The organism is Curtobacterium sp. MCSS17_015 (assembly GCF_003234265.2).
Lineage (GTDB): Bacteria > Actinomycetota > Actinomycetes > Actinomycetales > Microbacteriaceae > Curtobacterium.
Map to the genome: position 1 here is coordinate 2978528 of NZ_CP126256.1, position 21689 is coordinate 3000216.

The window sequence follows — 21689 nt, forward strand, 5'->3', positions numbered from 1 at the left end:
GCCCGACGCCGCGGTCCCCCGCCGCCCGCTACGCCCGCCGCACGCGCAGCGTGACGAGCTCGAACGGCCGCATGGTGAGCACGACGGGTGCACCGTCGGCCCAGGCCCCGTCGTCGAGCGGACGCTCGAGCAGGTCGACCCGCGTGACCTCGGCGACGTCGAACCCGAAGTCGACCCCGACGTCACCCGCCCGACCACCGAGGGCCTCGTACAGCCTGACGACGACGTCACCCGACCGGTCCTCGGCGAGCTTCACGGCCTCGACGAACACCTGCGGCGACGACACCGTGACGAGCGGCTCGACGACGGCGTCCCCGGGGACCGTGCGCACCGGCAGGTTGAGCCGGTACCCGGAGTCCGCCGCGTCGAGCACGGTCTCGCCGATCCGCAGCACGGTCCGGAACACGTGGTGCCCCTGGTCGGCCTCGGGGTCCGGGAACTTCGGCCCGCGCACGAGCGACTCCCGCACCTGCGTCGTCGTCCCGCCGTCGGGGCGGGTGCTCCGGGTGACGTCGTGCCCGTAGGTGGAGTCGTTCGCGACCGCGACGCCGAAGCCGGGCTCGGCGACGTGCACCCACCGGTGCGCGCTCGTCTCGAACCGGGCGAAGTCCCACGAGGTGTTCTGGTGCGTCGGCCGGTCGATGTGCCCGAACTGGATCTCGCTCGAGGCCTGGTCGGCCTTGAGGTCGAGCGGGAACGCCAGCTTGAGGAGCTTCTGCTGCTCGTGCCAGTCGGCCTCGGTCTCGACGACGAGCTCCGGCTGCCCCTCGGTCGCCGTGTACCGGGTGGTCACGGTCGAGCTGCCGAACGGACGGACGACGACGAGCGCGTCCCCCTCGACGGTGACGCTCGTGGCGGCGAGCACCGCTCCGTGCCGCTGGTAGGCCCGGTCGATGTCCCACGCCTCCCACTGGTTCGGGGTGTCCCGGAACACGGTGTACTCGGCGGCCGCGGCACCAGGGGCGATCGCGTCGCGCCCGGTGGCCCGGTCGACGAGCGACACCACGTGGCCGGCCGCGTCGACGGTCGCCACCACCGCGCCGGTGTCGAAGACGAACCGGTCGCCGTCCCGGACGGGAGGCACGGCCCGCGCCACGTCGACGGGCTCGGCGCCCAGGGCGCGCACGCCGTCAGCGGCCACCGGGGACGCGTTGAACCGGACGTGCGGTGCGGTGGAGGGCGCGCCTCCCGGCCGGTCCGCACCGCGCTCCGCACCACCGACGGCGAGCGCCGTCGTCGCGGTGCCGATCAGGTCCTCGAGGACCTCGGCGACGCGGGCGTACTCGGCCTCGGCGTTCTCGTAGACCCAGGCGATCGACGACCCCGGCAGGATGTCGTGGAACTGCGCCAGGAGCACCGTGTGCCAGGCGTCCTCGAGCGCGTCGTACGGGTAGTCCTGCCCGAGCCGGACGGCTGCGGTGGCGGTCCAGAGCTCGGCCTCGCGGAGCAGGTGCTCGGAGCGGCGGTTGCCCTGCTTCGTGCGGATCTGCGATGTGTACGTGCCGCGGTGGAACTCGAGGTACATCTCCCCCGACCAGACCCCGGGGGTGGGCAGCGCCCGCTCGAGTTCCTCGAAGACCTGTGCGGGCGTGCCGAGGTCGACGCGGGGCGAGCCGTCCAGGTCGTGCTGACGTCGAGCGGCGGCGACCATCTCGCGGGTCGGGCCGCCGCCGCCGTCACCGAAGCCGTAGAGCAGCATCGAGGTGTTCGCGACGCCGCGCTCCTTGTTCTGGCGCTCCCCCCGGTGCAGGTCGGCGGGCGAGACGTCGGAGTTGTAGGTGTCCGCCGGGGGCAGGTGCGTGAGCACCCGCGAGCCGTCGATGCCCTCCCACAGGAACGAGGTGTGCGGGATGACGTTCGTCTCGTTCCACGACGGCTTCTGCGTGACGAACCACTTCGAGCCCGCGGCTCGCACGATCTGCGGCAGGGCGCCGGTGTAGCCGAACGAGTCGGGGAGCCAGGCCTCGGGGGTGTCGACGCCGAACTCCTCGAGGAAGAAGCGCTTGCCGGCGACGAACTGCCGGGCGAGGGCCTCGCCCCCGGGCAGGTTCGTGTCGGACTCGACCCACATGCCACCGACCGGGATCCACCGGCCCTCGGCGACGCGCTGCTTGATCCGCCCGAAGACCTCGGGGTACTCGTCCCGCATCCAGGCGTACTGCTGCGCGGACGAGCAGGCGAAGGTGAAGTCGGGGTCGCGGTCCATCAGGTCCAGCACGTTCGAGAAGGTGCGGGCGCACTTGCGCTTCGTCTCGCGCACCGGCCAGAGCCAGGCGGAGTCGATGTGCGCGTGCCCGACCGCGATCGCCCGGTGTGCCGAGCCGCTGGCGGGGACCGCGAGCGCCTCGGCGAGCACGGCGCGGGCGTCGTCGGCGGTGCCCGCGACGTCGTCGGGGTCGAGCGCGTCGGCAGCGCGTTCGAGCACGCGGAGGACGTCCGCACCGCGGGTGCCGTCGGTCGGCAGCTCCGCCATGAGCCCGCGCAGCACCCAGAGGTCCTGCTGCAGCTCCCAGACGGTGTCGTCGCGCTCGACGACCTCGAGCGCGCGGAGCCGGTAGATCGGGGTGTCCCCGGCGGTGTGCTTCGAGCCGAGCGGGGTGGCGCCCTGGAAGTCGTCGCCGCCGATGTCCGGGTTCGCGCCGGCCTCGACGTAGAGCTCGAACGACTCCCCCGGGCCGACCGGCAGCGGCACGGTGTCGTTCCGCGGCTCGATGGCCTTGATGGTGGAGCCGTCCGGCCGGAACGCGAGCCCCTCGGCCTGGAACCCGGGCTGCCGCTTGCTGAAGCCGAGGTCGACGAGGAGTTCGGCGGTGGTGCCGTCCGCGGTGCCGAAGTCGGCGGGGACGGTGCCGGTGACCTTGAACCACGTGGTGCCCCACGGCCGGGCGCCCCACGGTTCGCCGACGGTGAACGGCGTGTAGGTCTGCCGGACGGCCTCGGCGAAGGGCACCGGTTCGTCCGGCACCTGCCAGGCCTCGATCGTCACCGGCGATGCCCGGCGGTGGACGTTCGGGTCGACGCGGTCCCGCACGAGTCGTGCGATCCGGGCCTCGACGAGCGGTTCGTCCTGGTGCATGGGTGTCCTTTCGTTCCGCGTTCCGCGAAGGAGCGCGGCTGGGTGTGCGGTGGTCAGCCCTTGATGCCGCCGGCGAGGGCGTTGCCGCCACCGAGGCCGCGCGACACGAGCACGTAGAGGGCGATGACGGGCAGCGAGTAGACGATCGAGAACGCCGCGAGCTGCCCGTAGGCGACGGCCCCGTTCTGACCGAAGAAGTTGAAGATGCTCACCGCGGCGGGCACCTTGTCGGGTGAGAGCAGCAGGACGAAGGGGACGAAGAAGTTCCCCCACGCCTGGATGAACACGAAGATGAACACCACCGCGATGCCGGGGCGCATGAGCGGCACGACGATCCGGGTCAGCGTGGTGAACATCGATGCGCCGTCGGTCCACGCGGCTTCCTCGAGCGAGATCGGCACCGAGTCCATGAAGTTCTTCGCCATCCAGATCGCCATCGGCAGGCTCGTGGCGGCGAGGAAGAAGACGCAGCCGTAGATGTTGTCGATGAGGTTGAGCGACACGAACAGCGCGTAGACGGGGACCATCATCGCGGTGATGGGCAGCCCGGTGCCGAACAGGATGCTGTACAGGAACGGCTTGTTCACGCGCAGCTTGTACCGGGACAGCGGGTACGCGGCGAGGAGTGCGGCGACGACCGTCACGACGGCCGTGCCACCGGAGAGCAGCAGGCTGTTCGCGAGCGGGATGAACGACAGTTCCGGGGTGAGCACCTGGGCGAAGTTGTCGAGCGTGAACTGCGACGGCACCTTCACCGACAGCGACGCCTGCGTGTCCACCGATGCGAGCACGAGCCAGAGCAGCGGCACCGCGAAGCACACCGCGATGACGAGCAGGACGACGTTCGACACCCACCGCAGGGTGCGACCCCGTGGCGAGGTCATGTGGAGCGAGCCCGGGGCGGTCACCGAGCGGGTGACGTTCGCGACCGGACGGTCAGCGGTGAGGGCCATGGTCAGTCCACCTCCGGCTTCAGTGCCTTGATGTAGATGATCGAGAAGACGGCACCGACCACGAGCAGGATGGTCGCGATCGCCGTCCCGAAGCCGAGCTGCGAGAACTGGAACGCCTCCTGGTACGCCAGGATCGGCAGGGTCGACGAGTTCGTGCCCGGTCCGCCGCCCGTCATCACGAAGATGAGGGTGAAGACCGACAGGGTCTGCAGCGTCGTGAGCATGAGGTTCGTCGAGATGCTCCGCCGGATGACCGGCAGCGTGATGTAGACGAGACGCTGCCAGCCGGTCGCGCCGTCGACCTCGGCGGACTCGGTGATCTCCTCGGGGACCTCCTGCACGGCGGCCGAGTAGACGAGCATCGAGAACGCCGTCCCGCGCCAGATGTTCGCGAGGATGACCGCGATCATCGGGTACGTGTAGAGCCAGTTCGGGCCGCTGATGCCCAGCGACGCGAGGAACGTGTTCAGCGTCCCCTCGTCGTGGAAGAACGCGTACGCCGCGAACGAGGCCACGATCTCGGGCAGCACCCACGCAGCGACGACGAAGGTGCCGACGATCGCGCGGACGACCCGGTTCGCACTGCGCATGAGCAGCGCGAGGCCGAGGCCGAGCACGTTCTGCCCCACCACCGCCGAGGCGATGAGGAACACGATCGTCAGGACCACGGACTTCGGGAAGTCCGGGTCCTGGAAGAGCTCGACGTAGTTCTGGAAGCCGACGAACTGCTGGTTCGCGGCGTCGATGCCGGTCAGCGCCGCGTTCGTGAAGGAGCCGTAGAACGACGAGATGACCGGCCCGAGCAGGAACACGACGAGCAGGACGACGGCGGGCAGGAGCGGGACGACGCGCGTCGCGTTCCGCATCCGGCGCCGCTTCCGCGGCGCCGGTGGGTCGGCGCGGTTCGGCGAACCGGGGGCCGACAGCGTCGGCGCGAGGGGGGTGCTGGACACGGTGGATGCCTTCCGGGTGCGGAGAGGGTTCCGGAGATGGGGACTGACGGGAGGCGCGGGGCGGGTCGGCACCGCGCCTCCCGTCAGGTGGTGCCGGCCGGTCAGCCCGAGACGGTGTTGTCCTCGCCGACGACGCCCTCGACGGCCTTGTCGTAGACCGCCGCTGCCTCGGCGGGCGACTGCTGACCGGTCATCACGGACTCCATCGCGACCTGGATGGCGTTCGAGACCTGTGCGTACTCGCTCGTCGCCGGACGGAAGTTGGTGTGCTCCACCAATCCGGAGAAGAACTCGAAGGTCGGGTTCGCGCCGGTGTACGCCGGGTCCTCGGCGACGTCCTTCCGGACGGCGATCTGGCTGTTCTCCGAGTCGTACTTGATGGAGCCGTCCTTGTCGAGGAACATCGTGATGAAGTCGAACGCGTCCTGCGGGCTCTTCGACTTCGAACCGACCGCGAGCGTCCAGCCGCCGGACATCGAGTTGTAGCCCGGCTCCTGGCCGTTCTGCGTCGGGAAGGGTGCCTGGCCCATCACGTCGTTCCACTCGGCCCACGGGGCGGTCCCGGACTCCAGCCAGGTGCCGGACTGCCACGAGCCGTCGAGGTCGATCGCGAGCTTGCCCTCCGGCAGCCACGTCTGCGTGATCGTCGTCCCGATGTTGGTGTCGAGGGCCTGCTGCGGGGTGGGCCCGAGGTCACCCTGGTAGACGTCCTCGATGAACTGCAGCGAGTCCTGGAACTGCTGCGAGCCGACGACCCACTTGCCGTCCCGGTACAGCGTGTTGCCCTCGCCGTCCGCACCGTAGAGCAACATCTCGAAGCCCTGCATCGTCGACGCCTCGCCCTGGGCCTTGCCGGAGTAGATGTTGAACGGGATGACGTCCGGCTGCTGCTCCTTGATGGTCTTCGCGGCGGCGAGGACGTCGTCCCAGGTCTTCGGCTCCCACGGCACGGGCAGACCGACCTCCTCGAAGATCTCCTTGTTGTACCAGAGCGCACGGGTGTCGGTGCCCATCGGGACGCCGTAGATCTTGCCGTCCTCTCCCTCACCCGCCTGCTTCGCGTTGTCGTAGAACTGGTCCCACTCGTCCCACTTCTCGGTGAACTGGTCGATCGGCTGCAGGTAGCCGGCATCGGCGTCGGCCTTGATGCGGAACGTGTCCTCGTAGATGACGTCGGGCGCGGTCGCGGGTGCCCGGTTCATCAGCGCGAGCTTCGTGGCGTAGTCGTCCTCCTGCGCCTGGATCGGAACGAGCTCGACCTTCTTGCCGGGGTTCGCGTCCTCGTACTCCTTCTTGACGACCTTCATCTGGGCGTCGAGCTGCTGGAAGGCGCCGAACTTCTGGTAGGCGATCTTGATCGTGTCGCTCGAGGCGGACCCCGAGCTCGAGCAGCCGGCGAGTCCGACCGAGGCGACGGCCACGGCGGCGAGTCCGGCGATGATGCGGGTGCGTTTCATCGGTGCTCCTTTGCACGGGTGAAGGTCGCGGACTCCGTTGCCCGCGTTGCGGGTTTAGTCCATCGTATGGATTTGAACGTTGTCAAGGGATCGACGCGAAGCGCGTCCGGTTCGTGACCTCCGAGCGGCGCGGGCCGGCTACCGGATCGGGGTCGCCCCGCCGGTCACGGTGACGCCGCCGGCCTCGGGCACGTCGACGAGCAGCACGCTCGGCCGTCCGACGTGCCGCCCCTGCCGGATCACGACCCGGTCCCCCGGCGCTGCCGCCCCCACCTCGCGCAGGTACGCCCCGACGGACGCCGCCGCCGATCCGGTCGCCGGGTCCTCGGTGATGCGGCCGACCGGGAAGAGGTTCCGCGCCTCGTACTCCCCCGGCGCCACCGAGTGCAGCACGGTCACCGTCGCCGGCCACCCGCTCCGCCGCATGAGGTCGGCGAGCGCCGCGGGGGCGAACCGGAACTGGTGGAACAGGTCCGCGTCGGCGACGACGAGCACCGGGTGCCAGTTGCCGGCGAAGGCCTCGAGGGGTGGGTGTGCCGCGTCGAGGTCGTCCGGCACCAGTCCGAGCAGGTCGAGCAGCGGCACGAGGCGGTCGTCCGGCAGCGGCCGGATCACGGGCTCGACGCTCGTCATCGCGACCTGCACGCCGCCCGCGGAGTCCGATGTGTCGAGCACGACGTCGCCCGACTGCGTGACGAACACCCGCCGTCCCGGACCCTGCCGCTCGGCGATCGCCACCGCGAGGGCGACCGTCGCGTGGCCGCAGAACGGCACCTCGGCGGCCGGGGAGAAGTAGCGCACCCGGATCCGGTCGCCCTCCGAGCCGGTCACGAAGGCGGTCTCGGAGTACCCCACCCGCTGCGCGACCGCGAGCATCTCGTCGTCGCCGAGGGCCGCGGCGTCGAGCACGACCCCGGCCGGGTTGCCGCCATCCGCGCCGGCATCCGGATCGGCGAAGGCGGTGTACCGGAGGACCTCGACGTGCTGCACGGTCCGAGGGTAGCGAGCAGGTGCCGACGACGGACGGGAGGCGCGGTGCGGGTCGGACCCGCACCGCACCTCCCGTCCGGGGCCGGTACCGCCGGTACCGCCCGTACCGCCCGTACCGCCCGTACCGCTACTCGGCGGTGGCGGTGGCGGTGCGGCGACGCCGACGTGCGACGAGCAGACCGCCACCGGCGGCGAGCAGGAGCAGGGCGGCCGCGGTGCCCGAGGCGAGCTCGGCACCCGTGAACGCGAGCTGCTGCCCGGAGGCGGCGGTGATCGTGATCGGCGCCCAGCCGATCAGTGCGCCGTCCGCGCCGACGACCGCGATCCGGTGAGCGCCGAGCGTCGTGCCGGCCGGGATCGTGACCCCGACCGTGCCGTCCGCAGCGACGACCGGAGTCCCGAGGAGCACCGGTGACGAGTACAGGTACACGGCGACGCGCTCACCGGCGTGCTCGCGCCCCGTCGTCACGGTGATCGTCTCGCCGACGCGTGCCGTGGCCGGGGCGCTGATCCCGCCGCGGTTCGCGGCGGTCAGGGACGACTCAGCCGGCGCGCCCGGCACGGTCGGCGTCGCGCCACCGGTCCCCGGGTCGGCGGTGGGCGTCGGCGTGGGCGTGCCGTCGCCGGGCGCAGGGGCCGGCGTCGGTGTCGTGCCGCCGTCGCCCGGCTCGGTCTCCTCGGTGCACGGCAACGTCCCGGTCCGAAGGGAGAACCCGTCGGTGTCGTTGTCGTCCGCGTAGTAGGTCGCCCGCGAACCGTCGGTGCACACGTCCGACACCACGAAGCCCTCGTTCGCCAGGTCGCGTGCCGCACCGGACGGAGCCTCGTACACACTCGCCGCGGTGAACACGCCGTCCTGCACGTCGAACAATGCGGTGCGACCGGCGCACGCGTCGTCGCACGCCACCCAGAGCGCGTCGAGCGTCGCGTCGAACTGGACTTCGGCCACCACGCTGAACGGCGTGGCGATCTCGGCCACGCGCGCCGCCGAACCGTCCGCCATCAGGGCGTAGGCGTAGACGCTCGCCGTGCCCTCGACGCCGACGAAGAAGAGCCCCTCGCCGTGACCGGGGTACCGTGCCGGTGCGTAGGCGGCGCCGGTGGACCCGTCGACGAAGCCCTGTGCGGTGAGCCAGGAGTCGGGCACCCAGGTGACGCCTTCGAGTCCGGCGTTCGCGCCGAGGCCCGGGAAGTCGCCGGCCAGGTTCCACTCGTCCGTCGCGTTCAGCGTCCGCTCGGAGCCGTCCGTCGTCGCGAAGCGCAGGACCGCCGGGCGGCTGGTCGACGACCGGTCGTTGTCGCGCTCGGTGGAGACGTACACCGCGCCGGGGTCGTCCGTGGTGACCGTGACGCCCTCGGCGTCCGGAGTGCCGGAGCCGTCGGCGTAGTGCAGCGTCGTGCCGGTGGCGTTCGAGGGGGCCCAGCCACCCTTCCCGTCGGAGACCATGCGGTAGAGCAGGCCGTCGCCGTTCTGCACGCCCCAGAGGACACCACCGCCGACCGCTGTCGACGAGGACTGCCAGTCGAGTCCGCTGAGGTCGCCCGAGAACGTGCCCTCGGCGTCGAGGACGGTCACGTCCGGACCGCCGGGCCAGGGCTCTGCCGTGACGACGCCGACGAAGGCGTTCACCGCGCCCTTGGTCGCAGCGGACGTCGGGGCGAACTCGCCGGTCCCGTCCGGGTTGCGGCCGATCGTGACGGCCGCGTGCTCGGTCCAACTCGTCGAGTCGGCCAGGACGCCCGCGGGCGTCGAGATGCGCGCGGAGTCCGCCTTGCCGAGCCCGAACCCGAAGTCGGCCTCGTCCAGGACGGTGAACCCGCCCGGGGCCACGGTCGTGCCGGCGGGGATCGTGTACGCGTGGTCGTCCTCGGCGTCCTGGAACACGTAGCCGGCGAGGTCGACCGTCGTGGTGCCGGTGTTCGTCAGCTCGACCCAGTCGCCCGGGGTGCCACCCTGCGACTCGACCTCGTTGATGCGGACCGGCGAGGAGCAGTCGTTCGCCCGGCCCTTGGTCGAGGCGGTGGTGTCGACGAGGGCCCCGAGGCCGTCCGGGCAGCGGCCGTACGTGACCGCGGCGTGGGTCTCGTAGGCGTGGGCGAGCACGAGCGCACCCGTGGCGTCGAAGACCCGGACCTGGTCGGGGTTGCCGAGGCCGAAGTCGAACCCGGGCGCCGTGCTCGTCAGCTGGTCGATCACGAAGTACCCGCCCGGAGCGATCACGGACCCGGCGGGGAGCACGTACCGGGTGTGCTTGTCGCTGTCGTCGAGCATCGACCATCCGCTGACGTCGGCGGCGACGGTCGCGGTGTTCTTCAGCTCCACCCAGTCGGTGTCGTCGGCGTTCGACTCGATCTCGTTGATGACGACGCCGTTGGCCGCGACGGCAGGGGCATCGACGGGTGCCGCCGTGGCGGGTGCGGTGGCGAGGACGCCGGCCGCGACGACCAGGCCCGTCGCGATCGTGGCGCCGAGACGCAGGGCGGGTGTGCGCATGGAGGTCCTTCGGGTCGGGGGCCTGCACGACTGTTCAGCATCCAGTGGGACGGGCGGTGTCGCGTTGGTGAACGGACGGTGTCGGTGGCCGCCCTCCGCGGACCGCGTCGCGTGCGTGACACGTCGGGGCGGGATGCGCTCAGTGCGCGATGAGCATCGCACTCGCGCGCGGCGACAGTGCCGCGTCCAGCACCAGACAGGCCGCCCCGACCGCGGCCACGTCCGCCCCGCGCTGGCTCTCGACCACGGTGACGGGGTGCTTCGGGACGAGGATCGGCGACCCCGCGATGGCAGCCGTCGCCGCCGGGAGGGCAGCCGGTGCGATCCGCGACCAGAACGGCCCGCCGAAGACGACCCGGTCGACGTCGAGCAGGTTCACGATGACGACCACGGCCCGCCCCATGACCGTGCCGACCTCGGCCGCGAACGCCGATGCGAGCGGGTCACCGGATGCGACGGCGTCCCCGAGCGCGTCCCACGCCCGGTCGACGGCCGCGAGGTCGACGGCGGCACCGTCGGTGCCGACCGCGGGGGCATCCACGTCACCGAGCGGGATGCCGCGTCCGACCGCGATCCGCACCAGCCGGTCCGGGGTCACGGCGGCCCCGACCTCGCCGCGCCTGCCCTCGCCGTCGGGCGTCCCGGCGAGCAGACCCTGGTCGACCATGATGTGTCCGGCGTCCCCGGCGTTGGCCCCAGCCCCGCGCACGGGCTCGTGGTCGATGACGAGCCCGACGCCGAACCCGGTGCCGAAGTACACGAAGGCGAAGTCCCGCGCCGCCGCCTCCCGGGCCAGGAACACCTCGCCGACCGCCGCGGCCGTGACGTCCTTCTCGAGCAGCACCGGGTAGCCGGTCGCATCACCGAGGGCGTCCCGCAGCGCGACGTCCCGCCAGCGCGGCAGGAAGGGCGGGTCGAGCACGATGCCGGCCGCTGCGTCGATCGGCCCCGGGGACGCGACGCCCACCCCGAGCACCGTGTCGGTGTCGACTCCGGCGCGACCGACGAGTTCGTCGACGGCCGCCGCCATCGTCCGCACGACCTGCTCCGGGTCCTCGGCGCTCGGGGTCGACGTGGTGGCCTCGGCCACCACCGCACCCGCCAGGTCGAGCAGCACGTAGGTGACGACCGCGGGGTCGACGTGCACCCCGACGGCGAAGCGACTCCGGGCCTCCAGACGGAGGATCGTGCGCGGCTTGCCGCGCCCCGACACCACCGTGCCGGACTCGACGATCATGCCGGCGTCGATGAGGTACCGGGTGACGTTCGAGACGGTCTGCGGGCTGAGGCCGGTGCGGGCCGCGAGCTCGACGCGGCTGAGACCGTCCGGGGACCGGCGGACGGCGTCGAGCACGACCGTGCGGTTGAACCCGCCCAGCGACGGCAGGTTCGCCCCACGCCGATGCTCCGCCACCCGAGTGACGATACCGCCGGAGCACGGTCGCTCCGTCGCACCGCTGGCTTCTCACCCGCTCGCACCGTTAGCCTGACCGACATGACGGACCTCCGCCTCGAAGAACTCTCCGCAGCGACCGCCGCAGCGGCCAACTCGCTGACGCTGAAGCCGGGGCAGGAGCAGTTCGTCCAGCCGACCTCCTACGCGCAGGCCGAGTCGGACGTCAAGCCGAGTGCGTCCTGGCCCCGGGTCGTCCTCGACGGGGACGAGGTCGTCGGCCTCATCATCGGCAGCTTCGACGCCGAGAACGCGCAGGAGGAACTGCGCAGCTGCATCTGGCGCGTCAACGTCGCCGCCAACGCGCAGGGCCGCGGCGTCGGCCGGTTCGCGGTGCACGGTCTGGCGGAAGAGGCCCGCAAGCGCGGCTTCGAGCGTCTGACCGTGGTCTACGAGCCCGGCACCGGGAGCCCGGCGGCGTTCTTCGAGGCGATCGGCTTCCAGGTGATCGGCGAGACCCAGTACGGCGACCACTTCGCAGCCCTGACGCTCTGAGCAGCGCCGTGTCGGCACCGTCCTCCGCCGGAGACGGCGATGGCAACGCGGACCCAGACACCCTGGACGCGGCCGCGCACGACTTCGGCGCCGCCGTCGCGGAGGTCGTCCGCGCCATCCCCTCCGGCCGCGTCATGACCTACGGCGACGTCGCCGCCGTGCTCGGCTCCCGCGCCTCCCGTGCCGTCGGGAAGGTGATGGCCCACGAGGGCGCCGACCTGCCCTGGTGGCGGGTCGTCCGCGCCGGCGGGCTGCCCCCGGTCCGCCACGAGGCGCGTGCGCTCGAGCACTACCGCGCCGAGGGCACACCGCTCCGACAGACGCGCGCGGTCGACGACGACACGGCCTGGAGGCTCGACATGCGCCGTGCGCGCTGGTCGCCGACCACGGACGGCTGGTCGGGCTAACGCCGCGTGGGCGGCACCGGACCGGGCTGCAGGTCGAAGCGCGTGCCCTTCGGGTTCGACGGCAGCAGGAAGAACACGAAGAGCACGAGCGACCCGATGCCGGGCAGCACGTGCAGGAACTGCCAGAAGCCGGACAGGTTCGCGTCGTGCAGCCGTCGGGCGCCGAGGGCCAGACCTCCGATGAGCGTCACGAGGGCCCACAGCACGAACAGGTAGGAGCCGACGGGGTTCTCGAGCAGCGGGGCGTCCGGGGTGAAGGCCTGCGGCACGAGCTGCAGGACGAGGCCGATCGCGAACGACGTCAGCCACCACCACCAGAACTCGGAGCGGGACGCCCGGCCGGTGAACACCGTGTACTTCCGCCAGAACCGCCGGACGGCCTCGGCGAAGGGGGCACCGACGAAGGGGTCGCGCAGGGCGACGCCTCCCGGCTGGACGTCGTTGCTGCTCATCCCCCCAGCAAACCACGGCCGTGCGCCGGATCGCGCCCGGGAACGGCCATCGCGCCCCGTCGGGACGGGGCGCGATGGCCGGAGTGGGGTCGGGACGCGCAGGTCAGACCAGCGAATCCCGCCAGGCGGCGTGCAGCTGCGAGAAGCGACCCGTGCCCGCGATGAGGTCGGCGGGGGTGCCGTCCTCCACGATCCGGCCGTACTCCATCACGAGCACCCGGTGGGCGATCGCGACGGTCGACAGCCGGTGTGCGATGATCACCGCGGTGCGGTCGGCGAGCAGGGTCTCGAGGCCCTCCTGCACGAGCCGCTCCGACGGGATGTCGAGCGAGGCCGTGGCCTCGTCGAGGATGAGCACCTTCGGGTCCGCCAGGAACGCCCGGGCGAACGACAGCAGCTGCCGCTGACCCGCCGACACCCGGCCGCCGCGCTTGTTCACGTCGGTGTCGTACCCGTCCGGCAGCGCCATGATGAACTCGTGGGCCCCGACCGCCTTCGCCGCCGCCTCGATGTCCGCCCGCGTGGCCCCCGGTCGGCCGAGCTCGATGTTGTCGGCCACCGATCCGGAGAACAGGTACGCCTCCTGCGTCACCATGACGACGGCGCGACGCAGGTCCTTCGGGTCGAGGTCCCGCAGGTCCACCCCGTCCAGGGTGACCGAGCCCGAGGTCGGGTCGTAGAACCGGGCCATGAGTTTGGCGAGCGTCGACTTGCCGGCACCGGTCGACCCGACGAGGGCGATGGTCTGCCCCGCGGGGATGTGCAGGTCGAACTCCGGCAGCACGACGCGGTCCTCCTTGTAGGCGAACTCGACGTGCTCGAAGTCGACCCGGCCGGTGGCGTCGGGCAGCTTCGTCGGCTTCGCTGGGTCAGGGACGCTCGGCTGCTCCTCGAGGACACCGGAGATCTTCTCCATCGCCGCCGAGGCCGACTGGTAGCTGTTGTAGAACATCGCCAGTTCCTGCGCGGGGTCGAAGAACCGCTTGGCGTACAGCGCGACCGCGAGCAGCGCGCCGATCGCGAGCGAGCCGCCGACGACCCGGAAGCCGCCGACGATGACGACCGCGGCGAGCGTCGCGTTCCCGATGAGCACCAGACCCGGGTCGAAGATCCCGAACAGGTTGAACACGCGGGCGTTCGCCTGCCGGTTCTGCTCGACCTGCTCGCCGTACTCGACCTCGTTGCGGGACTCCTTGCGGAAGGCCTGCACGGCACGGATGCCCGTCATCGTCTCGACGAAGTGCACGATCACGCGCGCACTGGTCGTCCGGGTCGACCGGAACAGCTGCTGCGAGCGCTGCTGGAACCACCGGGTCAGGAACCACAGCGGCACGAGGGCGATCGCGAGCACCAGGCCCGAGGTCGGATCGAGCAGCACGAGCGCCACCGCGGTGAACAGCATGTACAGGACACCCTGGATGAGCTGGTTCAGACCGGAGTCGAGCAGCTCGCGGATCGAGTCGAGGTCGCTCGTCTGGCGCGAGATGATCCGGCCCGAGGTGTACGTCTCGTGGAACTCGAGCGAGAGCCGCTGCGTGTGCAGGAAGACGCGCTTCCGCAGGTCGAACAGGATCGCCTGGCTGATCCGCGCGGAGAGCACGGTGTACCAGGCGGTGAGGACGGCCCCGACGACCGCGATCGTGATGTACGAGCCCACCACGAGGAACGCCGGCGTCCAGTCGTCCCGGTCGAGCACGGCGGGGAGCGCGTGGTCGATGCCCCACGCGATGAGTGACGGGCCGGCGACCTGTCCGGCGGTGGAGAGCACCACGACGATCGCGATGCCCCACAGCCTGGCCTTGAGCGGCGCGGCGAGCGAACCGAGCAGGGACAGCGACCGGCGCCGCAGTCGTCGGCTCTCGGCCTTGCTGAAGTCCTCGCGCTCCTCGCCGCGGACACCGTGCACGGTGATCGAGGCCGTCACCGGGGCTGCTGCCTCGGCCGCCTGCGTGCCGGTGCCGACCTGCGCGACCGGCACCGATCCTCTCCCCACGGCCTCGGCCGCCACGTCGCTCCGCAAGCTCCGCGACGCGTCGGTACCGGGCCGCGTGGGCCCAGGCTCCTGGTCGACGGTCACGCGCGCGTCCTGGTCGGTCTCGTCGCTCATGCCATCGCCTCCTCTCGGTCGTTCGCGTCGTCGTCGTCCAGGGACGAGATGACGTACCGGTAGTGCTCGTTGCTGGCCATCAGCTCCGAGTGGGTGCCGACGGCGGTGACCCGTCCGTTCTCCATGAGCGCCACGCGGTCGGCGAGCGTCACGGTCGAGGGACGGTGGGCGACGATGAGCGACGTCGTCTCCGCGAGGACCCGGCGCAGCCCGGCTTCGACGCGCGCCTCGGTGTCGACGTCGAGCGCCGACAGCGGGTCGTCGAGGACGAGCACGCTCGGCCGCGCCGCGATGGCCCGGGCGAGCGCGAGCCGCTGCCGCTGCCCGCCGGACAGCGACAGCCCCTCCTCCCCGACGCGGGTGTCGACGCCCTCGGGCAGGTCGTCCACGAAGGACGCCTGCGCGATGTCGAGGGCCTCGCGCATGATCCGCTCGGCGTCGTCACCGGTCAGGTCGGGACGGCCGAGCAGGACGTTGTCCCGCACACTCGACGAGAACAGGGTGGCGTCCTCGAACGCGACCGCGACGTGGCGGCGGAGCTCGGCCCGCGTGAGGTCGCGGACGTCGACGCCGTCGATCGTCACCGAGCCACCGGTGACGTCGTACAGCCGCGGCACGAGCGACAGCAGGGTCGTCTTGCCCGACCCGGTGAGCCCGACGAGCGCCATGGTCTCGCCTGGCTGCAGGTGCAGGTCGACGCCGTTGACGAGGTCGGGGAACTGCGGCGGGGAGTCCTGGTAGCGGAAGTGCGTCTGGTTGAACGACAACGCACCGTGCGGCTCCGCGATCGTCTCCGGGCGCTCGGGGTCCGTGATGGTGTTCTCGGAGTCCATCACCTCGAAGAACCGGTCGACGGCGGTCCGGGTGTCGAAGGTCATCGAGAGGAAGAAGCCGATCGACTCGATCGGGAAGCGCAGCACCGTGGCCGTCGCGAAGAACGCGAACAGCTGGCCGACGCTGAGGTCCCCCTGGCTGGCGAGCCAGATGCCCGCGAGCAGGCACAGTGCGAACGCCACGTCCGGCACGAGCAGGAGCCAGAACCAGATGGCCGCGATCGCCTTCGCCTTCTCGATCTCGGTGCCGCGCAGCTGCTCGGCCTGCTCGGCGAACTCGTCGAGCTTGTACCGCCCGCGTCCGAACGCCTTGAGCACGCGGATGCCGTGCACCGACTGCTCGACGCTCGTCGCGAGGTCGCCGACCTGGTCCTGGCTGCGCCGCGCGACGATCGAGTACTTCCGCTCGAACAGGACGCTGTTCACCCAGACCGGGATCGACGCCACCAGGAAGATGAGGCCGAGCTGCCACCCGAAGGTGAACAGCACGGCGAACCCGATGACGATCGTCACGACGTTGACGACCAGGAGCACGATGCCGAAGGCCAGCCAGCGGCGGATGAGCGACAGGTCGGACACCGAGCGGGACAGCAGCTGCCCGGACTCCCAGCGGTCGTGGAACGCGACCGGCAGGTCCTGCAGCTTGGCGTAGAGCGCGTTGCGCATGCTCGCCTCGATGCGGGTCGACGGTCGCATCACCATCTTCCGACGGGAGGCGATGAAGAACGCCTCGAGGACGCCGAGCGCGAGCACGGCGGCGCCGGCGGGCAGGATGAGGGCGCCGTCACCGGACGCGAGCGGCCCGTCGACGAGGGCCTGCAACACGTACGGGATGGCGAGCGCGACGACGGAGGCGCCGAGCGCCGCCACCATCCCGCCGAGCAGCCGCCAGCGGTACGGCCTGACGTAGGGCCACAGCCGCGCGATCGCGCGGGCGGTGGACGGTCGCGCCGGGGTCGGCGCCGGTTCCCGGTGGGGTCCCTGGGACATGCGTGTGCGTCCTCGTGCTTCGTGCCGGGTGCCGTCGGCCAGGGGCTGCCCCCTGTCCGGACGGGAGGCCCGGGCTGCGTTGCGTGGTCTGGTCGGCCAGGTGCCCACTCGCGTCAGCGGCCGCCGCCGCTGGTGCGGCGTCGGTCGGAGGACGGATGGGTCTCGTGGTCGGGAGCGACAGGGATCGTGTCCCTCGCGCTCGGTCCGGCTGGGCCCGCTACGGCCCCGGTGGCTGTGGGAGGCAGCCCTACGCGGTCGGCGGTACCGAGACGACGGGCGTGCCCGCGGCCGGGTACGGCGCGACGGCCCGCAGGGCGGGTCGCGCGTCGGGAGTGGTCCCGCCGATGGACGTCCGTGCCGTCCGGGCAGCCGTTGCCGTGGTGCCGGTCGTCGTGTCCATCGTCACTCCAGTCGTCGTCTTCGTCACCGTCGTGTCCGCGGTGCCGCCGACCCGTGGAGCGGTCGTCGGCGGAGGCCGCGGAGCCTTGCAGACTATCGGCAGCGACTCTCAGCGCGCAACCAGCATCTCGTGCTGGATGGGTGCTGAGCCGACCGGACTCAGTGGAAGAAGTGCCGCTCGCCCGTGAAGTACATCGTCACGCCGGCCGCCGTCGCCGCCGCGATGACCTCGTCGTCGCGCACGCTGCCACCCGGCTGGGCGACCGCGCGGACCCCGGCGTCGAGCAGCACCTGCAGGCCGTCGGCGAACGGGAAGAACGCGTCGGACGCGGCGACCGACCCGGCAGCGCGGTCACCGGCCCGGTTGACGGCGAGGTGGCACGAGTCGACGCGGTTCACCTGCCCCATGCCGACCCCGACGCTCGCGCCCTGGTTCGCGAGCAGGATCGCGTTCGACTTCACCGCGCGGCTGGCCTTCCACGCGAAGGCCAGGTCGGCGAGGGTCTGCTGGTCGGCCGGCTCGCCGGAGACGAGCGTCCACGTGGACTGGTCGAACGCGGTGAAACGGTCGGCGTCCTGCACGAGGAAACCGCCGGAGACCTGCTTGACCTCACGCTCGGCGAGGGCGAAGTCGGCCGGCAGGGTGAGCAGGCGGATGTTCTTCTTGCGGGACAGGACCTCGAGCGCCTCGGGGTCGAACGCCGGGGCGACGACGACCTCGGTGAAGATGTCGGCGATCGTCTCCGCCATGCCCAGCGTGACCGGGCGGTTGGCGGCGATGACCCCGCCGAACGCCGACAGCGGGTCGCAGGCGTGGGCGGCCGCGTGCGCGGAGGCGATCGGGTCGCCCGCGTCGGGAGCGGCGACCGCGATGCCGCACGGGTTCGCGTGCTTGATGATCGCGACGGCCGGCTCGGTGAAGTCGTACGCGGCTCGGACGGCGGCGTCGGCGTCGACGTAGTTGTTGTACGACATCGCCTTGCCGTGCAGCAGCGTCGCCTGGGCGATCCCGGTGCCGTCCGTGCTCGTGTAGAGCGCCGCTGCCTGGTGCGCGTTCTCGCCGTACCGGAGGGTGTCGGCGAGCTCAGCGGACAGCGTGAGCGACGTCGGGAACGCGCTCTGGGCCTCCCGTCCGGCGTCGTCGGCAGCAGCGGAGCCGTCGGCCGCGACCACGTCGGAGGCGAAGTACGAGGCCACCGCGGTGTCGTAGGCAGCGGTGTGGCCGAACGCCTGCGCCGCCAGACGCTTCCGGAGCTCGAGCGTCGTGCCGCCCGCGCGGACGGCCTCGACGACCTCGGCGTAGGACGACGGCGAGACGACGATCGCGACGTTCGGGTGGTTCTTCGCGGACGCACGGACCATGGCGGGGCCGCCGATGTCGACGTTCTCGACCACGGTCGCGGTGTCCGCTCCGGACGCGACCGTCTCGACGAACGGGTACAGGTTCACGACGACGAGCTCGAACGGCGCGATGCCGAGGTCGGTGAGCTGCTGCTCGTGCGACTCGAGCCGGAGGTCGGCGAGGAGGCCGGCGTGCACGGCCGGGTGCAGCGTCTTCACGCGGCCATCGAGCGACTCGGGGAAGCCCGTGACGCTCGCGACGTCGGTGACGGCGTACCCGGCGTCACGGATCGTCTGCGCGGTGGAGCCCGTCGACACGAGCTCGACACCCGCGTCGGCGAGGGCGCCGGCGAGCTCGAGCAGGCCGGACTTGTCGCTCACGGAGATGAGGGCGCGACGCACGGGCACGACGTCCCGGTCGCGGTACAGGCTGGGGTCGGCGGCGTGCACGCTCATGCGGGGGTGGTGCCCTTCAGGTCGATGTGTCCGTTGGCGATGTCGAGGACGGTCTGGATGAGCAGCCGGCGCTCGACGGGCTTGATGCGGTCGTGCAGGGTCGACTCGGTGTCGTCCGGCAGGACCGGGACGCGCTCCTGCGCCAGGATCGGACCGCTGTCGACGCCGTCGTCCACCGCGATGACGCTCGCCCCGGTCTCGGTGACACCGGCCGCGAGCGCGTCCCGGACGCCGTGCGCTCCCGGGAACTCGGGCAGGTACGCGGGGTGCGTGTTGATGACCGACGGCCCGAACTCGGCCACGACCGCGGGCGGGAGCAGGCGCATGAGCCCGGACAGCACCAGCAGGTCGGGCGTCCACGGGCGGATCTGCTCGGCGAGCGCCTCGCCCCACTCGGCACGGGTGGCGTAGCGCGTGAACGGCACCGTGAAGGTCGGGATCGAGAACTCCTCGCCGAGCTGCAGGCCCTCGGCGTCACGGTCGGCCCCGATCGCGACGACGCGGGCGGGGTACTCGGCATCGCGGGTCGCCTCGAGCAGGGCTCGCAGGTTCGACCCGGTACCGGAGATCAGGACGACCAGTTCGAGCACGGGGACAACCCTAGCGGGGCGGCACGCTCGTCAGGCGTCGGTGTCCACCGCCGCCTGACGGATCGCTACGCGTCGTCCTTCGGGCGCCGCCACCAGGGCAGTTCGTCGTCCGGGATCTGGTCGGTCGTGTCCCAGCCAGCGGGACGGCCGGACCCGGACCAGGCGGAGGAGCCGGACGGCTGCCGGCGGTCAGTCGCAGCAGAGTGAGGCCGTGCCGGGTCGTCGATCCCGTCGTCCTCGGGGTCGACGTCGTCACGACCGGCGACGAACTCCTCGGTGCTCCAGGGGAACGCTGGCTGCTCGTCGGGATGGGCCGGGACGCCGACGGAGGCGACCGCTCCGAGGTCGCCGCTGCGGGTCTCCCGGTCCGTGCCGGGTCGGTCCCGTGGACCAGCGGCCCGATCGGTCGCGGTCCGGTCACCGGTGGCCCGGTCGTCCGCGGTCGTGCGGTTCCGGAGGTCGGTGGCGCGGTCGCGGAGGCCGTCGACACGGTCACGGAGGCCCCCGGCACGGTCCCCGACGCCGGCCACGCGGTCACGGGCCCCCTTCGCCGCCGACCGCAGTGCGCCGCGGAGGCCACCCGCCCCGGCCGCATCCGCTCGCACGTCCTCGCCCGGAGCGGCGACGAGCCGCTCTCCGGCGACCGCGTCGGTGCGGGCCCAGTCCGGGAGCGGCACCTCGGTGTCCGTCGCGGAGCCGGGAGCGACGGTGCGACCGACCGGGAGGCCCGCGTCGACCCCGGCATGCACGGTCACGTCCTCGTCGTCGTCGGTCGGGTGCTCCCCGGTCTGCGTGCGGTCCGCAGCGTGCGTCACCGGGTCGTGCACCTCGTCCACGGAGAACCGGTGCACGTCGGTGGTCCGGCCGGCACCGGCACGCTCGAGCGCGGCGATGAGCGACCCGTGCTCGTCGCTCGCGTCCGCGGTGGCGACGTCGTCCTCGGCCTCGTGCCAGCGCTCGCCGATCCAGGACCGTTCGGGCAGGCGCACCAGGTCGCTGCCGATCGCGAGCGCGACGATCGCGGGGACCCCGACCTCGAGCGCGGCGAAGGCCCCGACCACCAGGGCGTCCGGTCCGACGGCGGCCAGGCGCCCCGGCCCGACCGACCCCGAGGCGAGGCCGGCGACCAGGCCCGTGAGGACGCCGGCGACCAGGCCGGTCGCGACCCCACCGAGCGCCCGGTACAGCGCCGAGTCGGCCGGCCCGAGCGTCCGGACGAGCCGGGGACGCAGGAGCCCCCCGGCGACGAAGCCCGCGACGACGGGCACCAGGATCCAGACCAGGCCGAACGTGTGCCCCGACGTCGGCAGCGCTCCGAGCAGCGGCACGGCCGGGAGCGGCCCGAGCGTCGTGCCGATGGGCGAGACCGTCGACCCGGTGCCGATCGCGAAGCCCGGGCCGACGAGCCACGCCGTCGCCCACGCGACCAGGTCCGGGACGAACGCGAGCTGGCCGACGGTCAGGGCGATGCCGCCGACGACGCCGGCGTGCGAGCGTTCGTAGAGCGTGATGACCTCGGCGAAGGAGCCGAGGAGTGCGAACCCGACCAGGACGCCGGCGACCGCCACGACGCACGCGGTGGCGACGGTGCCGGCGCGCAGGCCGAAGCCGACGACGGCACGCCACACCGCAGGGACCCGACCGACCAGGTCCACCACCCGGAGCGTCAGCGGGTCGGCCGCCAGGCCGCGCCGACGTCGGCACACCTCGGCGGTGACGACGGCGGGGACGCCGAACCAGAGCGCGGGCAGCACGACGGCCTGCCAGACGGCGGGGTGGGTGGCGCTCGTGGTGGCGGTGAGGGCGACCAGCAGGCCGAGTGCGGCGACGGCCGCGGTGCCGACCAGGACCCCGGTGACGCGGTGCTCCGTCTCGGCGAACCGACGTCCGGCCCGGCCGCCGAGCCACGCGGTGACGACGGCGAACCCGAGGGCCGCTAGCGTGACGACGATCGGCGCGGACGCCCCGGAGAGCCCGGTGGCCTTCGCGGCCGCGGACCCCAGCGTGAACGTGACGTCGACGCCGTGGCCGATGAGCCAGACGTTCCCGGCAGCGGTCCAGAAGACGCTCCAGTCGACCTGGAGGCCGTACTCGAACGCCCACAGCAGGGTGAGCGGCACCAGGGCGATGCCCACGCCGACGCCCACCGTCACGATCGCTTCGATCACGGCGAGGAGGGCGGTTCCGAGGCGGTTCATCGCAGCGAGGATACGTGCCCGACCCCGCGCACGACGGGAGGCTCG

16 protein-coding genes are annotated in these 21689 nt (G+C 72.2%); 2 read left to right on the plus strand and 14 right to left on the minus strand.

Translation table 11 applies throughout. The features are described 5' to 3' along the window. Window positions 1-28 precede the first annotated feature (28 nt). The 7 genes from DEJ18_RS14250 to DEJ18_RS14280 form a co-directional block, all read right to left on the minus strand. A complete protein-coding gene (locus tag DEJ18_RS14250; protein ID WP_111210055.1) occupies window positions 29-3076 on the minus strand; it encodes an alpha-mannosidase in 3048 nt (1015 codons plus the stop codon). Between the two features lie 53 nt (window positions 3077-3129). After that, complete coding sequence (locus DEJ18_RS14255; protein ID WP_111210054.1) at window positions 3130-4029, minus strand: carbohydrate ABC transporter permease; 900 nt, start codon at window positions 4027-4029, stop codon at window positions 3130-3132. Between the two features lie 2 nt (window positions 4030-4031). Beyond that, entirely contained in the window at window positions 4032-4982 is a 951-nt protein-coding gene (locus DEJ18_RS14260) for a carbohydrate ABC transporter permease (protein ID WP_111210053.1), read from the minus strand. Window positions 4983-5083: 101 nt separating this feature from the next. Continuing rightward, complete coding sequence (locus DEJ18_RS14265) at window positions 5084-6439, minus strand: extracellular solute-binding protein (RefSeq protein ID WP_111210052.1); 1356 nt, start codon at window positions 6437-6439, stop codon at window positions 5084-5086. 138 nt (window positions 6440-6577) lie between these two features. Further along, a complete protein-coding gene (locus DEJ18_RS14270; protein ID WP_111210146.1) occupies window positions 6578-7429 on the minus strand; it encodes a PhzF family phenazine biosynthesis protein in 852 nt (283 codons plus the stop codon). Between the two features lie 127 nt (window positions 7430-7556). Then, window positions 7557-9923 (minus strand): lamin tail domain-containing protein, encoded by a 2367-nt coding sequence (locus DEJ18_RS14275; RefSeq protein ID WP_111210051.1) that lies wholly within the window; start codon window positions 9921-9923, stop codon window positions 7557-7559. A 139-nt stretch (window positions 9924-10062) separates the two neighbouring features. After that, on the minus strand, window positions 10063-11337 hold the full coding sequence (locus tag DEJ18_RS14280) for an ROK family transcriptional regulator (protein WP_111210050.1): 1275 nt from the start codon (window positions 11335-11337) through the stop codon (window positions 10063-10065). Between the two features lie 81 nt (window positions 11338-11418). Between DEJ18_RS14280 and DEJ18_RS14285 the strand changes: the two genes are divergently transcribed. Both DEJ18_RS14285 and DEJ18_RS14290 read left to right on the plus strand, forming a co-directional pair. Then, window positions 11419-11871, plus strand: coding sequence for a GNAT family N-acetyltransferase (locus DEJ18_RS14285; protein ID WP_111079925.1), 453 nt, complete (start codon window positions 11419-11421; stop codon window positions 11869-11871). 8 nt (window positions 11872-11879) lie between these two features. Beyond that, complete coding sequence (locus DEJ18_RS14290; RefSeq protein ID WP_111210049.1) at window positions 11880-12278, plus strand: MGMT family protein; 399 nt, start codon at window positions 11880-11882, stop codon at window positions 12276-12278. Here the strand turns inward: DEJ18_RS14290 and DEJ18_RS14295 are convergent. The 7 genes from DEJ18_RS14295 to DEJ18_RS14325 form a co-directional block, all read right to left on the minus strand. Then, complete coding sequence (locus tag DEJ18_RS14295; protein WP_111079927.1) at window positions 12275-12730, minus strand: DUF805 domain-containing protein; 456 nt, start codon at window positions 12728-12730, stop codon at window positions 12275-12277. The two genes, DEJ18_RS14290 and DEJ18_RS14295, sit on opposite strands and share 4 nt — an antisense overlap. A 103-nt stretch (window positions 12731-12833) precedes the next feature. Continuing rightward, window positions 12834-14642 carry an ABC transporter ATP-binding protein gene (locus DEJ18_RS14300; RefSeq protein ID WP_111080110.1) on the minus strand — a complete coding sequence of 603 codons (1809 nt, stop codon included), beginning with the start codon at window positions 14640-14642 and terminating at the stop codon, window positions 12834-12836. A gap of 191 nt (window positions 14643-14833) precedes the next feature. Beyond that, window positions 14834-16660, minus strand: a complete 1827-nt coding sequence (locus tag DEJ18_RS14305) for an ABC transporter ATP-binding protein (protein ID WP_111079929.1) — start codon at window positions 16658-16660, stop codon at window positions 14834-14836. A 247-nt stretch (window positions 16661-16907) separates the two neighbouring features. Further along, a complete protein-coding gene (locus DEJ18_RS14310) occupies window positions 16908-17060 on the minus strand; it encodes a hypothetical protein (protein WP_181434152.1) in 153 nt (50 codons plus the stop codon). Window positions 17061-17218: 158 nt separating this feature from the next. Further along, window positions 17219-18856, minus strand: coding sequence for a bifunctional phosphoribosylaminoimidazolecarboxamide formyltransferase/IMP cyclohydrolase (gene purH / locus DEJ18_RS14315; protein WP_111210048.1), 1638 nt, complete (start codon window positions 18854-18856; stop codon window positions 17219-17221). Then, entirely contained in the window at window positions 18853-19446 is a 594-nt protein-coding gene (gene purN, locus DEJ18_RS14320; protein ID WP_111079931.1) for a phosphoribosylglycinamide formyltransferase, read from the minus strand. Before purN ends, purH begins: the two co-directional genes overlap by 4 nt. Window positions 19447-19511: 65 nt before the next feature. Then, on the minus strand, window positions 19512-21644 hold the full coding sequence (locus DEJ18_RS14325) for a cell division protein PerM (protein ID WP_111210047.1): 2133 nt from the start codon (window positions 21642-21644) through the stop codon (window positions 19512-19514). Window positions 21645-21689: the final 45 nt, after the last annotated feature.